This window comes from Caballeronia udeis (assembly GCF_044909315.1).
GTDB lineage: Bacteria > Pseudomonadota > Gammaproteobacteria > Burkholderiales > Burkholderiaceae > Caballeronia > Caballeronia udeis_A.
Genome location: NZ_JBIYEB010000004.1, coordinates 222,867 through 240,374, shown reverse-complemented (window position 1 = coordinate 240,374; position 17,508 = coordinate 222,867). Strand labels below are relative to the sequence as shown.

Genomic DNA, 17,508 nt, shown 5'->3' with positions numbered 1-17,508 from the left:
GCGCAAAAAAATGATTGCGATTCCTCATGAGTTCGTCAACGGGACGTCAACTCAGAGAATTTCGCGAGATCGATGTTGCCTCCGCTGACGATGACGCCCACACGTTTTCCGGCGAGTTGATCCTTCATTTGCCTCGCTGCCGCCAGGCCCAGGCAACCCGTGGGTTCCACGATAATTTTCATTCTTGCGGCAAAGAACTTCATGCAATTGATGAGTTCCTGATCACCGGCGGTGAGAATGTCACGCACGCCCTTTTGAATGAGCGGAAAGGTGTAATTCCCCAGATGCTGGGTCTGGGCGCCATCGGCAATCGTCACCGGCGTGTCGATGTGGACGATGCTGCCGGTTCGGAAGGACTGTTGGCCGTCATTGCCGGACTCGGGCTCGACTCCATACAACGCGGTATCCGGCGACATGGCCCCTTTGGATAGAGACGTGCCCGCGAGCAGTCCGCCGCCTCCCAATGGGACAAACAGCGCATCAAGCTGACCCACTTCCTCAAAAAGCTCATACGCGGCCGTACCTTGCCCCGCGATCACGTCAGGATGGTCGTAAGGCGGGATAAGAGTCAGGCCATGTTTTGCTGCAAGTTCCCGCCCGATCTGTTCCCTGTCTTCCTTGTACCGGTCGTAGATAACCACGTTGCCGCCATAGCCCTTGGTCGCGGCAACTTTTGCTGCGGGAGCGTCATGCGGCATCACGATAGTTGCCGGCATGTTAAGGAGTCCTGCTGCCAGTGCGATCGCTTGTGCGTGATTCCCGGAAGAAAAGGCCACCACTCCCGCTTTGCGCTGGGTCTCGCTAAAGCGGGAAAGCGCGTTGAAAGCCCCGCGAAATTTGAAGGCGCCCATGCGCTGCAGGTTCTCGCACTTGAAGAACACTTCTGCTCCAAGCTCTTCACTGATCGTTCGGGAAGTCAGCACCGGAGTTCTATGGGCATAGCCGTTGATGCGTCCGTTCGCTGCCGTGATGTCGTTGAAAGTGGGGAGGGGTAGCAAGTTGTCCATGGCCTTTCGATACGAGAGATGATCCTTGGCACTGTGGGGAAAACAATGCCGGCGACGCTAGAAAATAGAGCAAATACAGTTTGTCCAAAAATATACAGACTGTCAAATTTTTCGCCACAAGCAGCATTCGTGGCGAGAATAGAAAGATCGTCCTATGCAGTAACCGCGGATCTCGCCACAGTAAAGTCATCGTGAGGATTTCCGGCGATTTGCCACCATTAATTTGCCACCGTATTTTCCACCATCAACCAGGCTACCGGGTAATGCCGGGCTCTCCCCGGCCGCTCCATTGGGGCAGGGCGGCACGGATCAAAAGAGGACTTCATGACATTTCTCTACAAGGCCGATCCCTCACGCGGCCAGCAATGGGCAAAGCTCTTCGCCGAGCGCGCACCGGAGGTCGGGTTCCGCGTGTGGCCCGATCTGGGCGACGCCCGCGAGGTGCGGTATCTCGCTGCATGGGCGCCACCTGAGGACCTCCATACGCTCCTGCCCAACGTCGAAGTCGTCTTCTCGACCGGTGCAGGCATTGACCAGTTCGATCTTTCGCTGGTGCCGCCGCATATTCCCGTGGTCCGCATGGTGGAGCCGGGCATTGTCGAAGGCATGGTCGAATATGTCACGCAGGCGGTACTGAGTCTGCACCGCGATATCTTTACCTATGGCCGCCAGCAGGCCGCGCACGAGTGGGGGCCGCTGCCGGTGCTGTCCGCGAGCGAGCGGCGTGTAGGCGTGTTGGGGCTGGGCATGCTGGGGCAGGCCGTGCTCGAGCGGCTCAAGCTGTTCAACTTTCGCTGCGCCGGGTGGAGCCGGACGCCGCGCGACATCGACGGGGTGGAATGCTTTGCCGGTCACGAGGCGCTGGCGCCTTTCCTTGCGCGCACCGATGTGCTGATCTGCCTGTTGCCGCTAACGTCCGCCACGCGCGGCATCCTGGACAAACGCCTGCTGTCGGGGTTGCCGCGCGGTGCAGCGCTGATCAATGTCGGGCGTGGCGGGCACCTGAACCAGGAGGACCTGCTGGACCTGCTTCACAGCGGGCATCTTTCGCAGGCGATCCTCGATGTGACCGACCCCGAGCCGTTACCGCCCACGCATCCGCTCTGGACGCATCCGTGTGTGCGCATCACGCCGCACATCGCCAGCGCCACACGGCCGGATACGGCAGTCGAGGTGGTGCTGGAGAACCTGCGCCGTCATCGTGAAGGCCGGCCGATGATCGGCCAGATCGACCGGGGGCAAGGCTACTGAGCTGGTGCTGCGGCCACGCTGAAAGTCATTCGATTGCATGAAGCCCCCGTTTTGGAGTTGGCAATGAAAGGGGCATACCCGTCCGCAAGGTCGCCAACCCATCCTTGGCGGAAGGTGCAGCCGTTCAAGTACGCGTGCTCCTGTTGAATCCACCGTCTTCATTCGTGATCTCTTTTTTAGAGCGCCCCCGGACAATAATTGTTCTTGCGGCGCCGTTTTTTGTTATGGAAATATGAGGGGATCAACGAGCTGGCTTGAACGTAAGGCCGCCGATTGATCTGACCGCCTTCGCTGAATACCGGACGGTATGCGCAAGAAGGAGGTCGGCCCCTTACGAGGGCATTTCGATTCACCCGCTACTCAACAAGTCGGCACACGCACGTGCCGGCATCGTGCTCTCTGGCGGATGCCGGTCCGGCACACTTGTCGACCACGGTGGCAACCGCAACGATTGATGTGGTAATAGCATCTGGCAAGGCGATTCCAGATGTGACTGCGCATGGTTGACTCTGGTTGAAGTCTCTCGCTCGGGAACATCCGGTCCAGACCGGATCCGGGGACCAGTCCGGGCGGGTCATTGATGTAGAGAGAAAAATAAATGGTTGCGATTGCGAGGCGTCACGTCATCTTGCTGCTGGCCTTTGGCCTGCTTTCCATTTTCAAACCGGATGATGCGAACGCCGCAGGTTGCTGGAGTGCACCGTATAGCTGTCATCCTGGCGGCGACATCAACCCGGCTACCGCCGCCACTTACGAGGCCAGGTACATGGCCTATGCCGAGCTGGCCTGGCGGGACTTCATCGCGTTGAACTTCCCGGTGGCAACGAGCCCGCAGGGAAAGCCGGAACCGGCGCCAAGCAGGGAGCACGGACTGGACTATCACGGCGGGGACTACACCGCCGTCTGGCAAACCTGGCCGGAGGCACGGGACATCTTCCTGCCGGGGGCTGCCGCGCCGGCCGCGTTCGGCGCAGGTCACCAGACCCCGGCAACCTGTCTCAGGCCGGATGCGTCGGGGCGGCTTGAACTGACTGACAGGATCGTGCTCGACGAGTATGTACAGGCCAACCGGATGGGACCGGTGATCGACAAGCAGGGGCAATATGTCAGGTATGGCTTGAGCTTCAACAAACCGATATTCGACTACATCACGGCTCACCAGCTCTATTCCACCGAAGGCCAGGCCGCGATGGATGTGAACAACCCGGACCGTGACAAGCAGACGGTCCGGTTCCCGGCCGGCCAATATTCCGGCAACGACGATCCTGCAATGACAGGATCCATTTTTGTCAAATCGTCCTGGAAGATACTGGACGCTTCGGACAACAAGTCGAGTTTTTACCGGACCCAGGCCTATGTCTACGATGAAGCCGGCGGTGCATTCGCTGATGAACCCACGGTCAGGGAGCAGTGCTCGCTGAAGCCGATCGGACTCGTTGGCTTTCATATCGTCCATCTGACGAGGTCGGCGCCGCAATGGGTATGGGCCACATTCGAACATGTCGACAACGGACCCTGGCTCAACGATTTCACCTCCACGCTCAAGCGTGACTACAGTTTTTTTGATGCATCCAAATGTCCGGCATCGGGTCCGGCGTCGGGCGGAGTGCCGAGCTGCGTGTTCGATACCGTACCGGCTGAGCCATGGAATCCGCAGCGGCCCGGCCAGACGCCGACGCAGCTCGTACGCCTGGCTGCCCCGGGCAAGCTTGCGCTGGCCGTCAACGAGCAATACAACAACCGGGTCAAGAGGACCTATCCGGATAGCGTCTGGGCTAACTACTTCCTGGTCGATGTCCAGTTCCCGACCAACGTAAAGACCGTGGGCGGCGTGCAGGGTGCCGCTGTCCCGAATCCCGCCTACCCGGACGGAATGCCGGCCACGTCATTCCTGTCGAACTCGACCATGGAGACGTATATCCCGGGGTTCTTCCACGGTGAGATCACGCCAAGCGGCAACCCGATTCCACCGGGCGACCAGATGCGGACCATACCGCCAACGGGGGCGGTGATGCCCTTCTCTTCGACAGGGCCGCACACGGTGTCGGGCGGCGCCGATCGCACGACGTCGAGTTGCGTCAGTTGCCACTCGGATGCTTCCATGACCACCGGCTCGTCCAGCGATTTCGTGTTTTCGCTGAGCCGGGCGCAAAGCAAAGGCAAGCTCAACCCGAGCACATCCGGCGCGAAATCGGGTGGTGCTGCCGACGCTGGAGTACTCACAGGACATGAAGCGTCCTCAGTCGTCGACTACGTGATGGGGACCAGCAGGTAGTAGGAGCCGGCGGGGAAATAGTTGGGTGGAAATTGCGGGCGAATGTTGAATAACAGCAAGAAGGTCAAGGGACCAGGCATGATAAAAATCAGTCGCAGAGACGTATTGAAAACCGCGGGTACGATTGGTGGTGCGCTGCTGGCGCCGGGGCTGCCGCTCTGGAGTCTGGCCGAGGCGGCGCCGCGCGAGCGGGCGCCCGCCGGCTTCGTCAATTTGTCATCGGCACTGCTCGGTATTGACGCGGGTGTTCTGAATCCGGCGATCCGGCCAGATGATGTATCGATGGCAGACGTGTTCTATGGCCTCACCGTACTGGCCGGAAAGGACAGCATTAAAAACCTGCTCGCCGCTTATGACGTGATGGAGAAACAGCACCGCAGGCCCGATCAGATCGCGCAAGTTTTGCTGGCCTCCGGGGACGGCCCCAATACCAGCTTGAATGGTGCTTTTTCCCGCCTGATCACACTGATGTGGCTCTACGGTTCCTGGTACGGCGGCACTGAAATAGAAAATATCTCCACGTCGGCAAGCGGGATCGCCGCTGACTACCAAAAGAATTTCGTCATTTCCAGCCGCGCCTACAAGAACGCCTGGATCTGGCGCATCGCCCAGACACATCCAATGGGTTTCAGCCAGTTCAGCTTCGGTAGCTGGGCAAGTGCCCCGCCGTCGCTCGCCGATTACGGAATCAGTCTCGCGTAAAACGCGGCGCCGTCTTTAAACATGGGGAATCGAAGATGCCTGAGTATGACGTGATAATTGTCGGGACCGGTCACGCGGGTGCCTTCATGGCTTACGAGCTGGGAAGCAAGGGAAAGAAGGTGCTGATGCTGGAGGCGGGCCCGGCTACGCCGCGGCATCGGGAAGACTATATGGAGTCTTTCTATCTTGCCGGATTCAAGTCGCCGGAATCGCCGTATCCGCCGGACGCCAATAACAATCAGCCGCGAAAGACAAATGCGCCGCATCCGACGATCCAGCAACTGGTCTTTGGCTGGGACAATCCGGAGATTTCCTACCTGACCTACACGCCGGGTTCCCTGCCGTTCGGCAGTACCTACCTGAAGCTTGCGGGCGGTACCGGCAATCACTGGCAAGGCACGACGCTGCGGATGACCAAGAATGATTTCATGCTGCGGCGGAAATACCAGCATGGACTCGACTGGCCTATCGCCCAGGAGGAACTGGATAACCACTACGCAAAAGTCGAAGCGTTCATGGGCGTTGCCGGCAGCACAGCGGAACAGATCGCGGCCCGCGACGACATTCCGCCGGACTACCGGTTCCCCATGCCGCCGATCCCGCTGTCACTGAGCGACAAGTACATAAAGGCTCGTGTAGATGGCGAGCCATTGACTAGTGAGGATTACTTCACAGGCCAGAAGACGGTTGTCACGAAAACGCCGCAAGCACGAAACTCCGTGCCTTATGACAATCGCAGGGTATGTCATGGCAACACCAACTGCGTGCCTATTTGCCCGATCCAGGCGAAATACGACGCCGCGTATGCGTTGGGAAAGGCGCTGGCTACCGGGTTCGTCAGCGTCAAGTATCAAACCGTGGTGGACAGGATCACCGTCGGCGAAGACGGAGAAATCAGTGGCCTGCATTACCTGACCTACGACGATATTTCAGTGCCGGCCAAGTCGGGAAAGACCGGGGAAGGCACAGCGGTTGGCACCTTGTTCGTGCTGGCAGCCAGCGCGATCGAAAACGCCAGGATATTGCTCAACTCGCCGTGGAAAACGGGCATGACGGTCGCGAACAGCAGCGATCAGGTCGGCAGGAACCTGATGGACCATGCCACGTATCTGGCCTGGGGGCTGATGCCCGTCAACGCGCCGGCGTACAGCTATCGCGGCCCGCTCGCCACCAGCGGGATCGAATCGCTGCGTGACGGTCCGTTCAGGAGCACGCGCGCGTCCTGGCGGCTGGAGCTCGGCAATGAAGGATGGAACTGGGCGAAGGGCGAGCCGTACGCGATCGGCCCGGATTTCCTGTACGGCAAGAACATTGGCGGGCTGAACAACGGCGGCCCGAACAAGAGCCCGCAGGTACTCGGCAACAAGAGCCTCCTGAAGGCACTGAACGGTTATCTGACACGGCAATTCAGGATTGCCTTCCTGGTCGAACAGGACGCCGAGCAGAGCAATCGCGTGCAGTTGTCGCCGACCGAGACCGATAACCTGGGCATTCCCAGGCCGCTCATCACGTACAACCTGTCCGACTACACGCGCAAGGGTTTTATCTCGGCCAGGCTCGCCACCACCGAATTCATGCGCCGGGTAGGCGCGCTGGAATGCACGCAATTCGATGCCGGCAACGCCAAGCAATTTACCTACGGGAAAGAGTCATTCAACTATTACGGCGCGGGACATGTGTGCGGGACTCATGTGATGGGTTCCAGCCCCCAGGCCTCGGTGGTCAACTATCACCAGCAAAGCTGGGACCACTCGAACCTGTATATCGTGGGCTGCGGATCAATGCCCAGTATCAGTTCGCAGAATCCGACGCTGACCATGCTCGCGGTCACGTCAATGACCGTGGACCATATTCTGACGAGGGTTTGATGGAGCAGGGAGGTGACTTTCAATTTTCGTGACTGCCGGATGCAGGTCGGATTTACATCAGCAGTCGTGTCGATTGAGAGATTTGCGTATCCAGATTCACAATTTCCATAGGGATGGTCGAAATGGCAAAAGTAACAACCGTGGAGCAGGCGATGGAAATCGCCGCGGATCAAACGCTCATCGCCAGCTGTGCGAATACCTTCTCGGTCGGTGGCCTGCTGGTCGACGACGCGGGTAATGTCCTGCACGCGATGCCGAACCAGGTGATCAAGGACGGCTATACCTCCGACCCGACAGCACATGGAGAGCGGCAGCTTACCGACTGGTATTACGCAAATAGCAAAAACCTTCCTGAGCCGAGCCAGATCACCGTCGTCACGTCTCTCGATCCGTGCTGCATGTGCACGGGTGCGATCCTGACAGCGGGGTTCAAGGTCTTGACCGCTGCCTACGACACGTATTCCGGCATCAACTACGACACGAAGTCCGACTTTCCTTCGTTGACGCCCGGCATGGCGAAAAGAGCGGAGACGCGATTCGGTTACCCCGAAGTTGTTGACGGCGTTTGCTACAACCGCCTGGCGAAAGGACCGGAGAATAACGTCCCCGCATTCACCGCGAAGACCATCCAGGGCCGTACTGTCGCCTTGTGCGAAAACATTTTCCAGGCGACGCTCGCATCCGTGCGTCAGCAGATCAACAATGATCTGCCGTTCGATCAACTCGGGGATATCCTGTCGCTGACTTCGACGGATCCGATCCGCGTTGCGCTGTCCAGCAAGTATGCCCAGGCCCTGCAGTATCGCTCGCAGGCGCCGTTCACACCGGACGAGGGGCTGGTGCCGTACCTGAAGGCCATGATGCAGTACGACATCACCCTGGGCGGCAAGGGACAGGCGGTCGCGCTGCTCGACCACCACGGCAATTTGCTGCTTTGCAAGTCAGGATCGGAGTCCATGTCGTCCATCCGGACCGCGTTCATGGAAGTGACCCGCACCTATGCCGGATTGCGCCGGCAACTTCAGATGGATGGAATCAAGGACACGCGTAAATACTTGCCCCATCCGAAGTACTGCACCTTTGTTTTCGCGTTGGGACCGATGCTGGACGACGAGCCCCGGGTGCGCCCCGACATCGGCCCGCTTAGCCAGACGCAGAGCTTCATGGAACTCGGCGCTTACGGTTCGACAATGGAAGGCGCGCTCGATACCGTCAACAACCCGTCGCCCTATCAATACGTCCGCTCGCGGATGAACGCCGACACACTGGCGGCCTTCTGCACGAAGATGCCGCCGTTGTATAGCAGTGAGATCAAGGTCAACCCGATTCAGGTGACGAACCAGGGGTTGATAGAAGGGATCGGCTGATCCGTACTTGAGCCGTACATGAGCCACGGGCGTTTCCCAACCGGAACCCCGTGGTTCTCTTTCAGGCATGAAGGACGAGTGCTTCTCTTCCCACCTCGCACGCGCGCCGTACCTCCTCTACTGTCGCCGGCGCATCCAGGAAAAACAGCGGCGTGAGGTTGCGCTCGACGCGCGACGCACGGATCGCCGCCTTGATGGCAAAAAACACGCTGTTGGCGAGCACCATGGGCGGTTCACCGGCCTCCTTCGACGAGTAGATCCCGTGCTCGTCGGTGGTCGGCACACCCGCGACTGACGGGTCGTTTCGGGGGAACAGGTGCACGTTCATTTCCAGAGGAATGGATACGTGTGCGGGGACTTTATAGCGCCAGGTATTGGCGCTGTTCAGGCGGCCCTTTTCATCGCCTTCCGGCTCGAACACAAGGTCTTCAGAAATCAGATAGCCGATGCCCTGCACAAACGCTCCTTCGACCTGGCCGATATCGATGGCCGGATTCATGCTCCATCCCATGTCGTAGGCAATATCCGAACTGATGATCTTGACTTCGCCGGTCAGGATATCCACTTCCACGACCGAGCATGCCGCGGAGTAGGTGAAGCCGACGAAACAGTCGACGGTACCGCCGGGCTGCGCACTTTCGTCAACGTCGATACCCGGAATCCGGGGTTGCTGGTCCAACGGCTTGAAGGTCTTCCATGGTACGGATTCCTCACCACCGGCCACCTGTACCGTGAAACTCGCTACCAGGTTCACTCTTGCTACATAGGCGTAGTGAATCAGGTTCTGCCAGATCAACGCGGTTTGCCCGTGTGCGAAGACTTCTTGCGCCCAGCCGGTTTCTTTGTAATCCCAGTAGTTGACGCCATTGTCCTTGCACCATTGTTCGCCTTTCTCGACTCTCAACTGCGCCCCAAATTCCCTGAGACGTTTAGCGAGGTCCGTGCAGATAGCCTTGGCCACTTCGCAGTTGTATTGCGTTCCGGTCGAGGCTCCGGTGCTGGTCGGGTTTGGCGTAACACTGGTCTTCGGGCTTTCAATATGGATCATCTCCATTGGGATGTTGAGCACATAAGCGGCGACTTGCAGGACCTGGGTGATCAGGCCTTGTCCCATCTCCACGCCGCTTTGATGAATCGTCACCGTTCCGTCCGCTTGATTGACCACCGCGATCCCTGCCGCCTGCTCCAATTGCAGGAGGTTATATCCGGAGCCGTACTTCACCGGGATCATCGCAATACCGCGTTTGCGCCAGGTGTTGTCGCGGTTGAATTGCTCCACCGCACGGGACTTGTCTTCGAAAGAGCAGGTAGTCTTGAGCCAGTTCCACACCTGCCTGATATAGCAGCCGTCCAGCACCTGTCCAAACGGAGTCAGGTCGCCAGGGTTATAAAAGTTGGCTTCCCTGAGTTGCTCGGACGGTATGCCGAGTGCGACAGCCGCATCGTCGAGCGCATTCTCGATGATGTTCTTTCCCTGCAGGTCGCCGAATGCGCGCATGGCCGTGCTGGGTGCGGTGTTCGTCCGGCACACGTCGATCTGGCTCTGGTAATTCGGCACGTTATAGACGTTGTCGGCCCGTAGCTGGATGCAGTTTGAAACGATAAACGAACAGTCGTAGTAAGCGCCGCCGTCTCCCCACATCTGGGTCCAGAAGCCCTTGATCTGCAAAGTCGTGCGGTCGACGGCGATCTGGCACTGGCCAAAAAATGCGTGCCGCTTGCCGATCATCCGGGTGTCCACATCTCTTGGCAGTACGACCCGTACCGGTCGGTTCAGCCGGTATGCGGCCACGACAGCGGGTCCGGTGACGAATCGCGCCTGCTCTGTTTTCCCGCCAAAACCGCCGCCAAGCGGGGCGACGCGGATATCCAGCCGATTGTAGGGAACCCCGATCGCCATCGCCGACGTTTGATGCATTTCCATCGGGCTCTGCGAGGACGGGTGGACGACAAACCGGCCTTCATCCTGCGGTACGACCAGGCAAGCCTGGGTTTCCATATAAAAATGGATCTGGCCGCCGTTGCGCTGGCTGTTCGCCAGCCGGATACAGTTGGCAAAGAGCTGATCCGGTACACCGGACAGGTCGGTTACCTCGATGCTTCGATCCAGCGGTTCACGGCTCGAATCCGTCCAGTCGAACGTGCTGTCCGGCCGCGTGATCTTCCAGATATGCGTCACGTAGTTCGCCGTGCTCGGGGCATCCGGAAAAATGCTGTTTCTCGCGATGGCATCCTCAATGCCCAGCACCGGTTCGTTCCACTGCGCGGGCCAGCTTCCGTCCCATGTGATCGTTCTATAGCCAATGCAGAACCGGGTCGCATACTCGGCTATGTCATTGGCCGCCTGTTCGTCGCGGGCCAGTACCATCGCAATCGTCTGGCCCGGGTAATGAACACTGCGCTTAGCAAACAGCGGCTGGTCCAGCGCTTTTCCCTGAAAATTGAGGCCGTGGGGCGGAACACTGTCACTTGTCAGGAGATCGTTGAACTGATTGGGAAACGTTGCCGCGAGATGGCCCTTGAGCTGTTCGCGCGTGATTTCCGTATCGGAAGAACCCGGCAGGCAAAAATAGAACCCCGCCAATGCACGGAGGCTTTGAACGAAGGCGCCATGCAGGGTCCGAGGAGGGATCGCCAGCTCGTGCGTATAGTGCATTTCGCCGAGGGCCTGGTAGATAGCCGTATTCTTGATATACGGCTGGCCCACCGGATGGCGGTCGACCGGTGGAACGGCGTATGACTGGCGTCCCGAACTGACGCCCCAGCGACCCCATGGGATATCGCCTGCCGAGGCAACAGCCGGGTCAACCGGCACGCCCCGGTGCACCAGCGCGTTGATCAACGCCTTGTAGAACAGGGACAAAGCCAGGGTCACCCGGTAGTCGTCGGAGAAGCCGTCGTCAGGCAGCTCTGCCCGAAACGACGCCCATTTCTCGAGCTCTTGCCTGACCTCCCGCTCCAGTATGGCCAGGCTTTCCGTGAGGTCTTCCGTCGTCAGCGGCCGGCCCAGGCCATTGAGGAATGCTTCTGTCCGCCCGGCCGCCCACGGTGCATCCGAAATCCCGCCGAATACGAGGTTTGCCGTCTGGATATAGCTATCGGAAGGTTCTGCGCCTGCCGTTGCCCAGACCGTATCGCTGGTCATGTTGACGATAGCGTGCGCGTTCACCTCCCTCAGTGCGGTCTTCTGGGAAAGGACAACCTGATTGGCCCGTTCAAGGGGAATCCGGTACGACACGATCAGCGTGGCTTCGCCAGCCTTCCCGCCGAGGTCCTGAAAGAATGTGATCGCCTCTTTCACGGACATCACATAGGTGGTGGTGGTGGACGGCGGGTCGACAGGAGACGGCCGTAGCATGACGAAGGTAATTTCCGCACCGATCGCGGCCAGCACCGTCAGCGTGTCGGAGGGGAACGGCTCACCACCGTATCCCGGATGTGCCTCGTCCCGCGGGAAGAGGTGTTTCATCACCAGCATCGTATTGCCGCCCAGGGTTGCGGCATTCCGGACTACGCGTCCTCCGGTCCTGCGGGCCATGCCATGCAATGCCGCCAACGGACTGACCGCGGACTGGTCATATTCCGCCATCACCGTGTCGAGAAGAGCGATCAGGTCGCTGAAGGTAATGCCTGCGCTGACCGTCAGCCACTCGGCATCCACGCTGTGGGGCCGGTTTAATTCCGGTACCCGGTGCACATCAATAGATGCACGCGACTCAAGACATTCGTCCTTGTAGATGCCGAATGAGGTGTGGCCGTTGACAAACTGGTAGGGAATCGCCTGGGCCTGGCACTGGAACGCATACTCGAACGCTTCGTTCCATGAGGTTGCCGTGTACCAGTGCTTGCCCGCGTGATGAGGCCCACCGATGAGCACCGGCCGCGGCACGGCCCGGGCCGCCTCCGGAAACGGAATCGCGACGCTGGCCGCCGGCACTTGCCCGGTCTGGCCGCGCTCCAGCAGGCACTTCATCCGCTCCTTCTCGTCCTCGCGGGTGTAGTCGCGTGCGAAGGTCTTCATGCCGGTCAGGATCGGACGATAGCCCGTGCACCGGCAGATATTTCCATCGAAGATATCCTCGATCTGCTGCTTGGTCGGATGCGGGTTATTGACAATGAACTCGGACATGTTCATCACGAACCCGACCGTACAGTAGCCGCACTGACTGCCATTGTTTGCCGCCAGCCGCTGCGCGACAGGATTGATGCCGGGCAGGTTGCCGGCGGCGTGCGGATTCGCATCGTCATGGTCGGGCAGGCCGGCCGTGGACGAAAAATCCGCTGGCTTCGTTGTACCGGATGCGATCCTCGTCATGCGCGATCGCGTTGCGGCTTGCCGCACCGCCGGCGGTGGCGTCCAGTTGAGCGGGGCGAAGCCCGAAGTCGGCGCGTGCATGGGGTAGCGTGCGGGCAACACGCCGGGTGTTCCGGTTCCTTCCACTGTCGTAACGACGAGTCCGCTCAGTGCGCACACTGGCCGAAGGCAGGCGTTGATGGCGCGGTGTTCCTCGCGGTTGTCCTTCCAGCTGGACAGGATCACCGTACACGAGCCACATCCGCCTTGTCCGCACGCCTTCTTGGGTCCGGCGAGACCGATATCGGAGGACCGCAGAAAGTCGATCAACAGAAAATCCGGACTGGGATTTTCGATGCTGACAGGCTCTCCGTTCAGGAAGAAGTCAACACGATTGACGTATTGCGTTTCACCACTCATATGCAGCCTTCCACAGGTTTATTTTTAAGCCCTCTTCATGGTAGTGCCGCTTATTTTCGGCATCTGATTTATAAATTCAACCGGAGAAAAACCGGCTATGCGTTGAGGCCCGCAACACGCCCTTGTGTTCAGAAGCTTTGAGTCATACCGATCCGGACATCGACCTGCTTGTTTGTTGTGGATGGGGAAAATGCGTAGCCAATAGCGGCACGCGTACCCGAATTCGCAAGCAAATAATCCGCACCGGCGTAAACCGAGGTGCGTTTGGAAAACAAATAATTAATGCCAGTCGAAAACCGGCTCCATCTTGATTCTTCAAATCGCGTGCGTTGGTAATCGAAAATGCCGAATAGATCAGGTGCGAAATAGTATTGCGTGCCGCCCTGGTAGACTTGCATGGTCGAACTGGTTCCGTATCCCTTGACGTTGATATTGTTATAAAGAACATTCAACTGGAGGTTGCCGATTATGTAAAGGGCGCCGGCACCGAAGACACCTTTGCTGTCGACCTGCATGCCGTTCGGGAAAAGGTCGGTGGCAACGCCTGTTGCAGGATTGATAGTGGCGACTGTCTGGCCCAAGAACGTGGTTACACCCAACTGGGCATAGGGATCGAACCCCTGTCTGCCTCCCGGGTTGTTGATTTTTGTATAGACAATTGCAGTGCGGAATACGCTGCCTTTAAAGATGCCGCCGGCACTCCAGGCGCTACCTTGATGAAAATTACCCGCGACATTACCAAATTCATACATGCCGCCAAATCGGGCGCCACCAAAATCGGCACTCGAAAACTTGACTGCATTACTAAGCCTGTCCGCCCCTGAGTACCCGTCGAAGTCCCCCTGGTGGCTGCTATATCCCGTCCCTTCGGATGCGAGATTGAATCCGCCCAGATTCAGATAATCCCATACGAAATCGTATTGATTACCTAAAGTAAATGAACCCCATTTGCTGTTCAATCCAACAAAAGCCTGTCGCCCGAACAGTGCGCCATTTTGAAAGGCTTTTCCGGTTCCCAATGAGAAGCCATTTTCAAGAGTGAATATGGCACTCAAGCCGCCGCCCAAATCTTCGACCCCTTTGAATCCCCACCGGTTACCGTACCAGATGCCGTCTTCAAACCGATAGGCACTGCTTCCGGCATAATTCGATACATAGGTTATTCCGGCGTCGAGCCGGCCGTACAATGTTACGCTGCTTTGAGCCTGTACGAAGAGTGGGACCAGCGATGCGGCTATGGCGCCAAGCAAGTGAACCGCTCTTTTATTATACATATCTTCCCAGTTTTAAAAAACTAATTGATCTTATGGCAATTCGGGCTGCCTGGCGTCCGGGCCAATGGGTCGATGCCAGATCTTTTGATAAAAAAATTGGTGTTGCAAGTACAAAATTTATGTGTATGTGCCCACAAAATCAGAACACCCCAATAGGCAAAAGGCTCTCAAGGGAATCGGGTAGGGCGGACTAATTTTAGCAACATAGGCAGGCAAAATTTGATCTTGTGGTGGGCGAGTTTAGATGTTTTCATTGCAGCGAATAGAACATGTCGCGGTTCGGCGACCTGTTTTTCTTACATTTGGGGATGATGACCTGATGCATTGCCGATTCAGCTTGCCAAGACGAAAGCTTGTACTGGGGTCGCTAGCGACACTCGGCGTTGCGGCGACCGGTTCTCTTGCGACAGTCGAGGCTTTGGGTGCGGAAGACGGACTCATTAATTTGCAACTCGGCTATATAGCTGGCGCCGATCAAATTGCCGAGGTAACGGCGAGGGCGTTGGGGTATTTCAAGGATGAAGGACTGACGCTGGCGATCCAGCCGGGCGGCCCGAGTGTTGACGGCCTCGCCGTCGTGGCGTCGGGCCGGTTTGAAGTAGGGGAGATTTCGTCCAGCCCGTCGATCATGCTGGCAACGTCTCAAGGCATTCCGATCCAGTCTTTCGCGGCGGGTCTTCAGCGGCACCCGTACGGTTATTTCTCCCTCAAGAAGAACCCCGTGCATACACCGCAGGATTTCATCGGCAAGCGCGTGGGTGTGGCGCCGACCGGGGTGATCCTGCTACGCCTGCTGCTGGCCAAGAACAAGATTCCGGAAAGCCAGGTGACGATCGTCCCGATCGGCGGCGACATGTCGCCGTTGCTGATCGGGCGAGTGGATGTTGTGACAGGCTGGCTCTCGAACACGTCCTCGCTGAGGGCGCTGGGCGACGAGCGAGTCGGCCTGACGTTATGGGACGCAGGCGTGCATCTGTATGCGTGGCCGTACTACGCGACCCAATCCACGCTCCAGACCCGTCCGGACCTTCTCGTGCGCTTCCTGCGGGCAACTGCGCGCGGCTGGCATGTCTGCAGGACGCAGCCGGATCGCGCCGTTGACTACTTGATGAAAGATTATCCGCAACTGAACCGTGAGGACGAACGGGCAGCGCTCGCCATCAAGCTGCAATGCGCGCTGGACGACGAAACGGTGGCGAACGGCTGGGGCACGATGAACGCCGACCGCTGGCAGCAGCAGATCACGCAATTTGACCAGCTGGGTCAGTTTTCCGGCCACGTGCCCACGGTGAACGAAGTCATGACAACGGCCATCCTCGACAAGACCCGGGCGGTCCGGATGGCCGTATGAACGCGGATACCGACATGACCGCAGCCCACTCTCCGGCGCGCGAATTGCGCGGCGCCGGCGACGCGGTCGCCGGACATGCGATCAGTTGCCGCGACATCGTCGTTCGTTTTTTTTCCGAACGCCGCAGCGTGACGGCCATTTCCGGGCTGTCGCTGGATGTACCGGAGGGCGAATTCCTGACACTGCTCGGTCCATCCGGGTGCGGCAAGTCGACCTTCCTTCGGGTTGTAGCCGACCTCCTGGCGCCCAGCAGCGGTTCGGTCACGGTCCTCGGCGACAAGCCTTCGCGCGCCCGCGCCAACGGCGACGTTGCATTCGTCTTCCAGGATGCGGCCTTGATGCCGTGGCGGACCGTGCTGCAGAACATCGAGCTGCCGCTCGAGATCGCCGGCAAAAGCCCGCGCAAGCATCGCGTCAGAACCATGGAGCTGCTGGATCTCGTCGGGCTGAGCGGATCGGAAAACGCCTACCCGAACGAGCTGTCCGGCGGGATGCGGCAGCGGGTTTCCATTGCGCGCGCGTTGATAGGCAATCCCAGGGTCTTGCTGATGGACGAGCCTTTCGGCGCGCTCGACGAGATCGTGCGAGATCGTCTGAACGACGAGATCCGCAGGATATGGAAGGAAACAAAGCTGACGATCCTGTTCGTGACCCACAGTATTTATGAGGCGGCTTATCTCGGCGAACGGGTGCTCGTCCTGAGCGCCAATCCCGGACGCGTGCGTGACATTGTCCCCGTTCCGCTGCCCTATGAACGCACGCTCGAAGCGCGGGAAACGCCCGAGTTCGTGTCGCTTGCCGCCAGGTTGCGCAGAACGCTGGAGACCTGCTGATGGACGCCTGCTCGACTCCCATGAATGCGCCGGCGGCCTCGCTTGCGATCGACGAAGCGCGCTACCTTGCGGAGCAGCGCCGGCTCGCGCTTCAGCGGCGCATGCTGCCTGTGCTTGGCATCGTGGGCTTGCTGATTGCGTGGTGGGCCGTTATTGCCGGCTTCAACATCAAGCCTTTTATTGCGCCGTCACCCTTGCTGGTGATGCAAACCATCATCCAGAAGAGAGACCTGCTGCTGCAGAACCTCGGCGTGACTGCACTGGAAGCACTGTTCGGGTTCATCCTCGGAAATCTCGCGGCGATCCTGGTGGCGTCCGTGTTCGTGCACAGCAAGATTCTCCAGTGGATCTTCCTGCCGATCGCGGTCGCGATCAATGCGATTCCTGTCGTAGCCAAGGCACCTATTCTTGTGTTGATCATGGGTAACGGCATGGCGCCGAAAATCACGATCGCCGCGATGGTGTGCTTCTTCCCGACGCTGATCAACACGGTGCGCGGGCTGGAGGCGGTGAATCCGCAGATCATGGATCTGATGCGCATCCTGTCGGCAACGCGTACGCAGGTCTATTTCAAACTCCGTTTGTTCAGCGCGCTGCCGTATCTTTTTTCCGCGTTGCGGATAGCTGCTTCGATGTGCGTGATCGGCGCCATCGTGGGCGAGTGGATCGGGTCGACCCAGGGTATCGGCGCGCAGATCATCCAGGCTACCTACAACTATGACTCCCCGTTGTTATATGCGGCCATTGTCATGAGCGCATTTTTATCGGGTCTCTTCTATGTGGTGATCGCGCTGCTGGAAAAGCGGATCGTGAAGTGGTCCGCGTCGCACTGAAGCGGCTAATTCGTTGATACAGGCAGCAAGGAA

General features: G+C 58.8%; 11 protein-coding genes. 8 read left to right on the top strand and 3 right to left on the bottom strand.

The window, feature by feature from the left end; all coding sequences use genetic code 11:
- Window positions 1-35: 35 nt before the first annotated feature.
- Window positions 36-1,007, bottom strand: a complete 972-nt coding sequence (locus ABH944_RS08485) for a threo-3-hydroxy-L-aspartate ammonia-lyase (protein ID WP_404605684.1) — start codon at window positions 1,005-1,007, stop codon at window positions 36-38.
- 324 nt (window positions 1,008-1,331) lie between these two features.
- Here ABH944_RS08485 and ABH944_RS08480 point away from each other — a divergent pair, with 324 nt between their 5' ends.
- From ABH944_RS08480 to ABH944_RS08460, 5 genes are all read left to right on the top strand, one after another.
- Window positions 1,332-2,258, top strand: coding sequence for a 2-hydroxyacid dehydrogenase (locus tag ABH944_RS08480; protein ID WP_404605686.1), 927 nt, complete (start codon window positions 1,332-1,334; stop codon window positions 2,256-2,258).
- A 598-nt stretch (window positions 2,259-2,856) separates the two neighbouring features.
- Window positions 2,857-4,533 carry a hypothetical protein gene (locus ABH944_RS08475; RefSeq protein WP_404605687.1) on the top strand — a complete coding sequence of 559 codons (1,677 nt, stop codon included), beginning with the start codon at window positions 2,857-2,859 and terminating at the stop codon, window positions 4,531-4,533.
- A gap of 42 nt (window positions 4,534-4,575) precedes the next feature.
- Window positions 4,576-5,235, top strand: a complete 660-nt coding sequence (locus ABH944_RS08470) for a twin-arginine translocation signal domain-containing protein (RefSeq protein ID WP_404605688.1) — start codon at window positions 4,576-4,578, stop codon at window positions 5,233-5,235.
- A 35-nt stretch (window positions 5,236-5,270) separates the two neighbouring features.
- On the top strand, window positions 5,271-7,103 hold the full coding sequence (locus ABH944_RS08465) for a GMC oxidoreductase (RefSeq protein ID WP_404605689.1): 1,833 nt from the start codon (window positions 5,271-5,273) through the stop codon (window positions 7,101-7,103).
- 122 nt (window positions 7,104-7,225) lie between these two features.
- Window positions 7,226-8,470 carry a nucleoside deaminase gene (locus ABH944_RS08460; protein WP_404605691.1) on the top strand — a complete coding sequence of 415 codons (1,245 nt, stop codon included), beginning with the start codon at window positions 7,226-7,228 and terminating at the stop codon, window positions 8,468-8,470.
- A 61-nt stretch (window positions 8,471-8,531) separates the two neighbouring features.
- On the opposite strand, the gene ABH944_RS08455 is transcribed toward ABH944_RS08460, so the two are convergent.
- Both ABH944_RS08455 and ABH944_RS08450 read right to left on the bottom strand, forming a co-directional pair.
- Window positions 8,532-13,184 (bottom strand): molybdopterin cofactor-binding domain-containing protein, encoded by a 4,653-nt coding sequence (locus ABH944_RS08455; protein WP_404605693.1) that lies wholly within the window; start codon window positions 13,182-13,184, stop codon window positions 8,532-8,534.
- A gap of 128 nt (window positions 13,185-13,312) precedes the next feature.
- The gene (locus tag ABH944_RS08450; RefSeq protein ID WP_404605694.1) at window positions 13,313-14,458 is read right to left on the bottom strand and encodes a porin; all 1,146 of its coding nucleotides are present in this window, start codon (window positions 14,456-14,458) and stop codon (window positions 13,313-13,315) included.
- Window positions 14,459-14,795: 337 nt separating this feature from the next.
- On the opposite strand from ABH944_RS08450, the gene ABH944_RS08445 reads away from it, so the two are divergent.
- Genes ABH944_RS08445 through ABH944_RS08435 form a run of 3 tightly spaced genes read left to right on the top strand, consistent with a single transcriptional unit; the run spans window position 14,796 to window position 17,475 of the window.
- Window positions 14,796-15,809, top strand: a complete 1,014-nt coding sequence (locus ABH944_RS08445; protein ID WP_404605695.1) for an ABC transporter substrate-binding protein — start codon at window positions 14,796-14,798, stop codon at window positions 15,807-15,809.
- A complete protein-coding gene (locus ABH944_RS08440; protein ID WP_404605696.1) occupies window positions 15,806-16,642 on the top strand; it encodes an ABC transporter ATP-binding protein in 837 nt (278 codons plus the stop codon). The genes ABH944_RS08445 and ABH944_RS08440 overlap by 4 nt, the downstream gene beginning before the upstream one ends.
- Entirely contained in the window at window positions 16,642-17,475 is an 834-nt protein-coding gene (locus ABH944_RS08435; RefSeq protein WP_404605698.1) for an ABC transporter permease, read from the top strand. Before ABH944_RS08440 ends, ABH944_RS08435 begins: the two co-directional genes overlap by 1 nt.
- The last annotated feature ends 33 nt before the right edge of the window (window positions 17,476-17,508 follow it).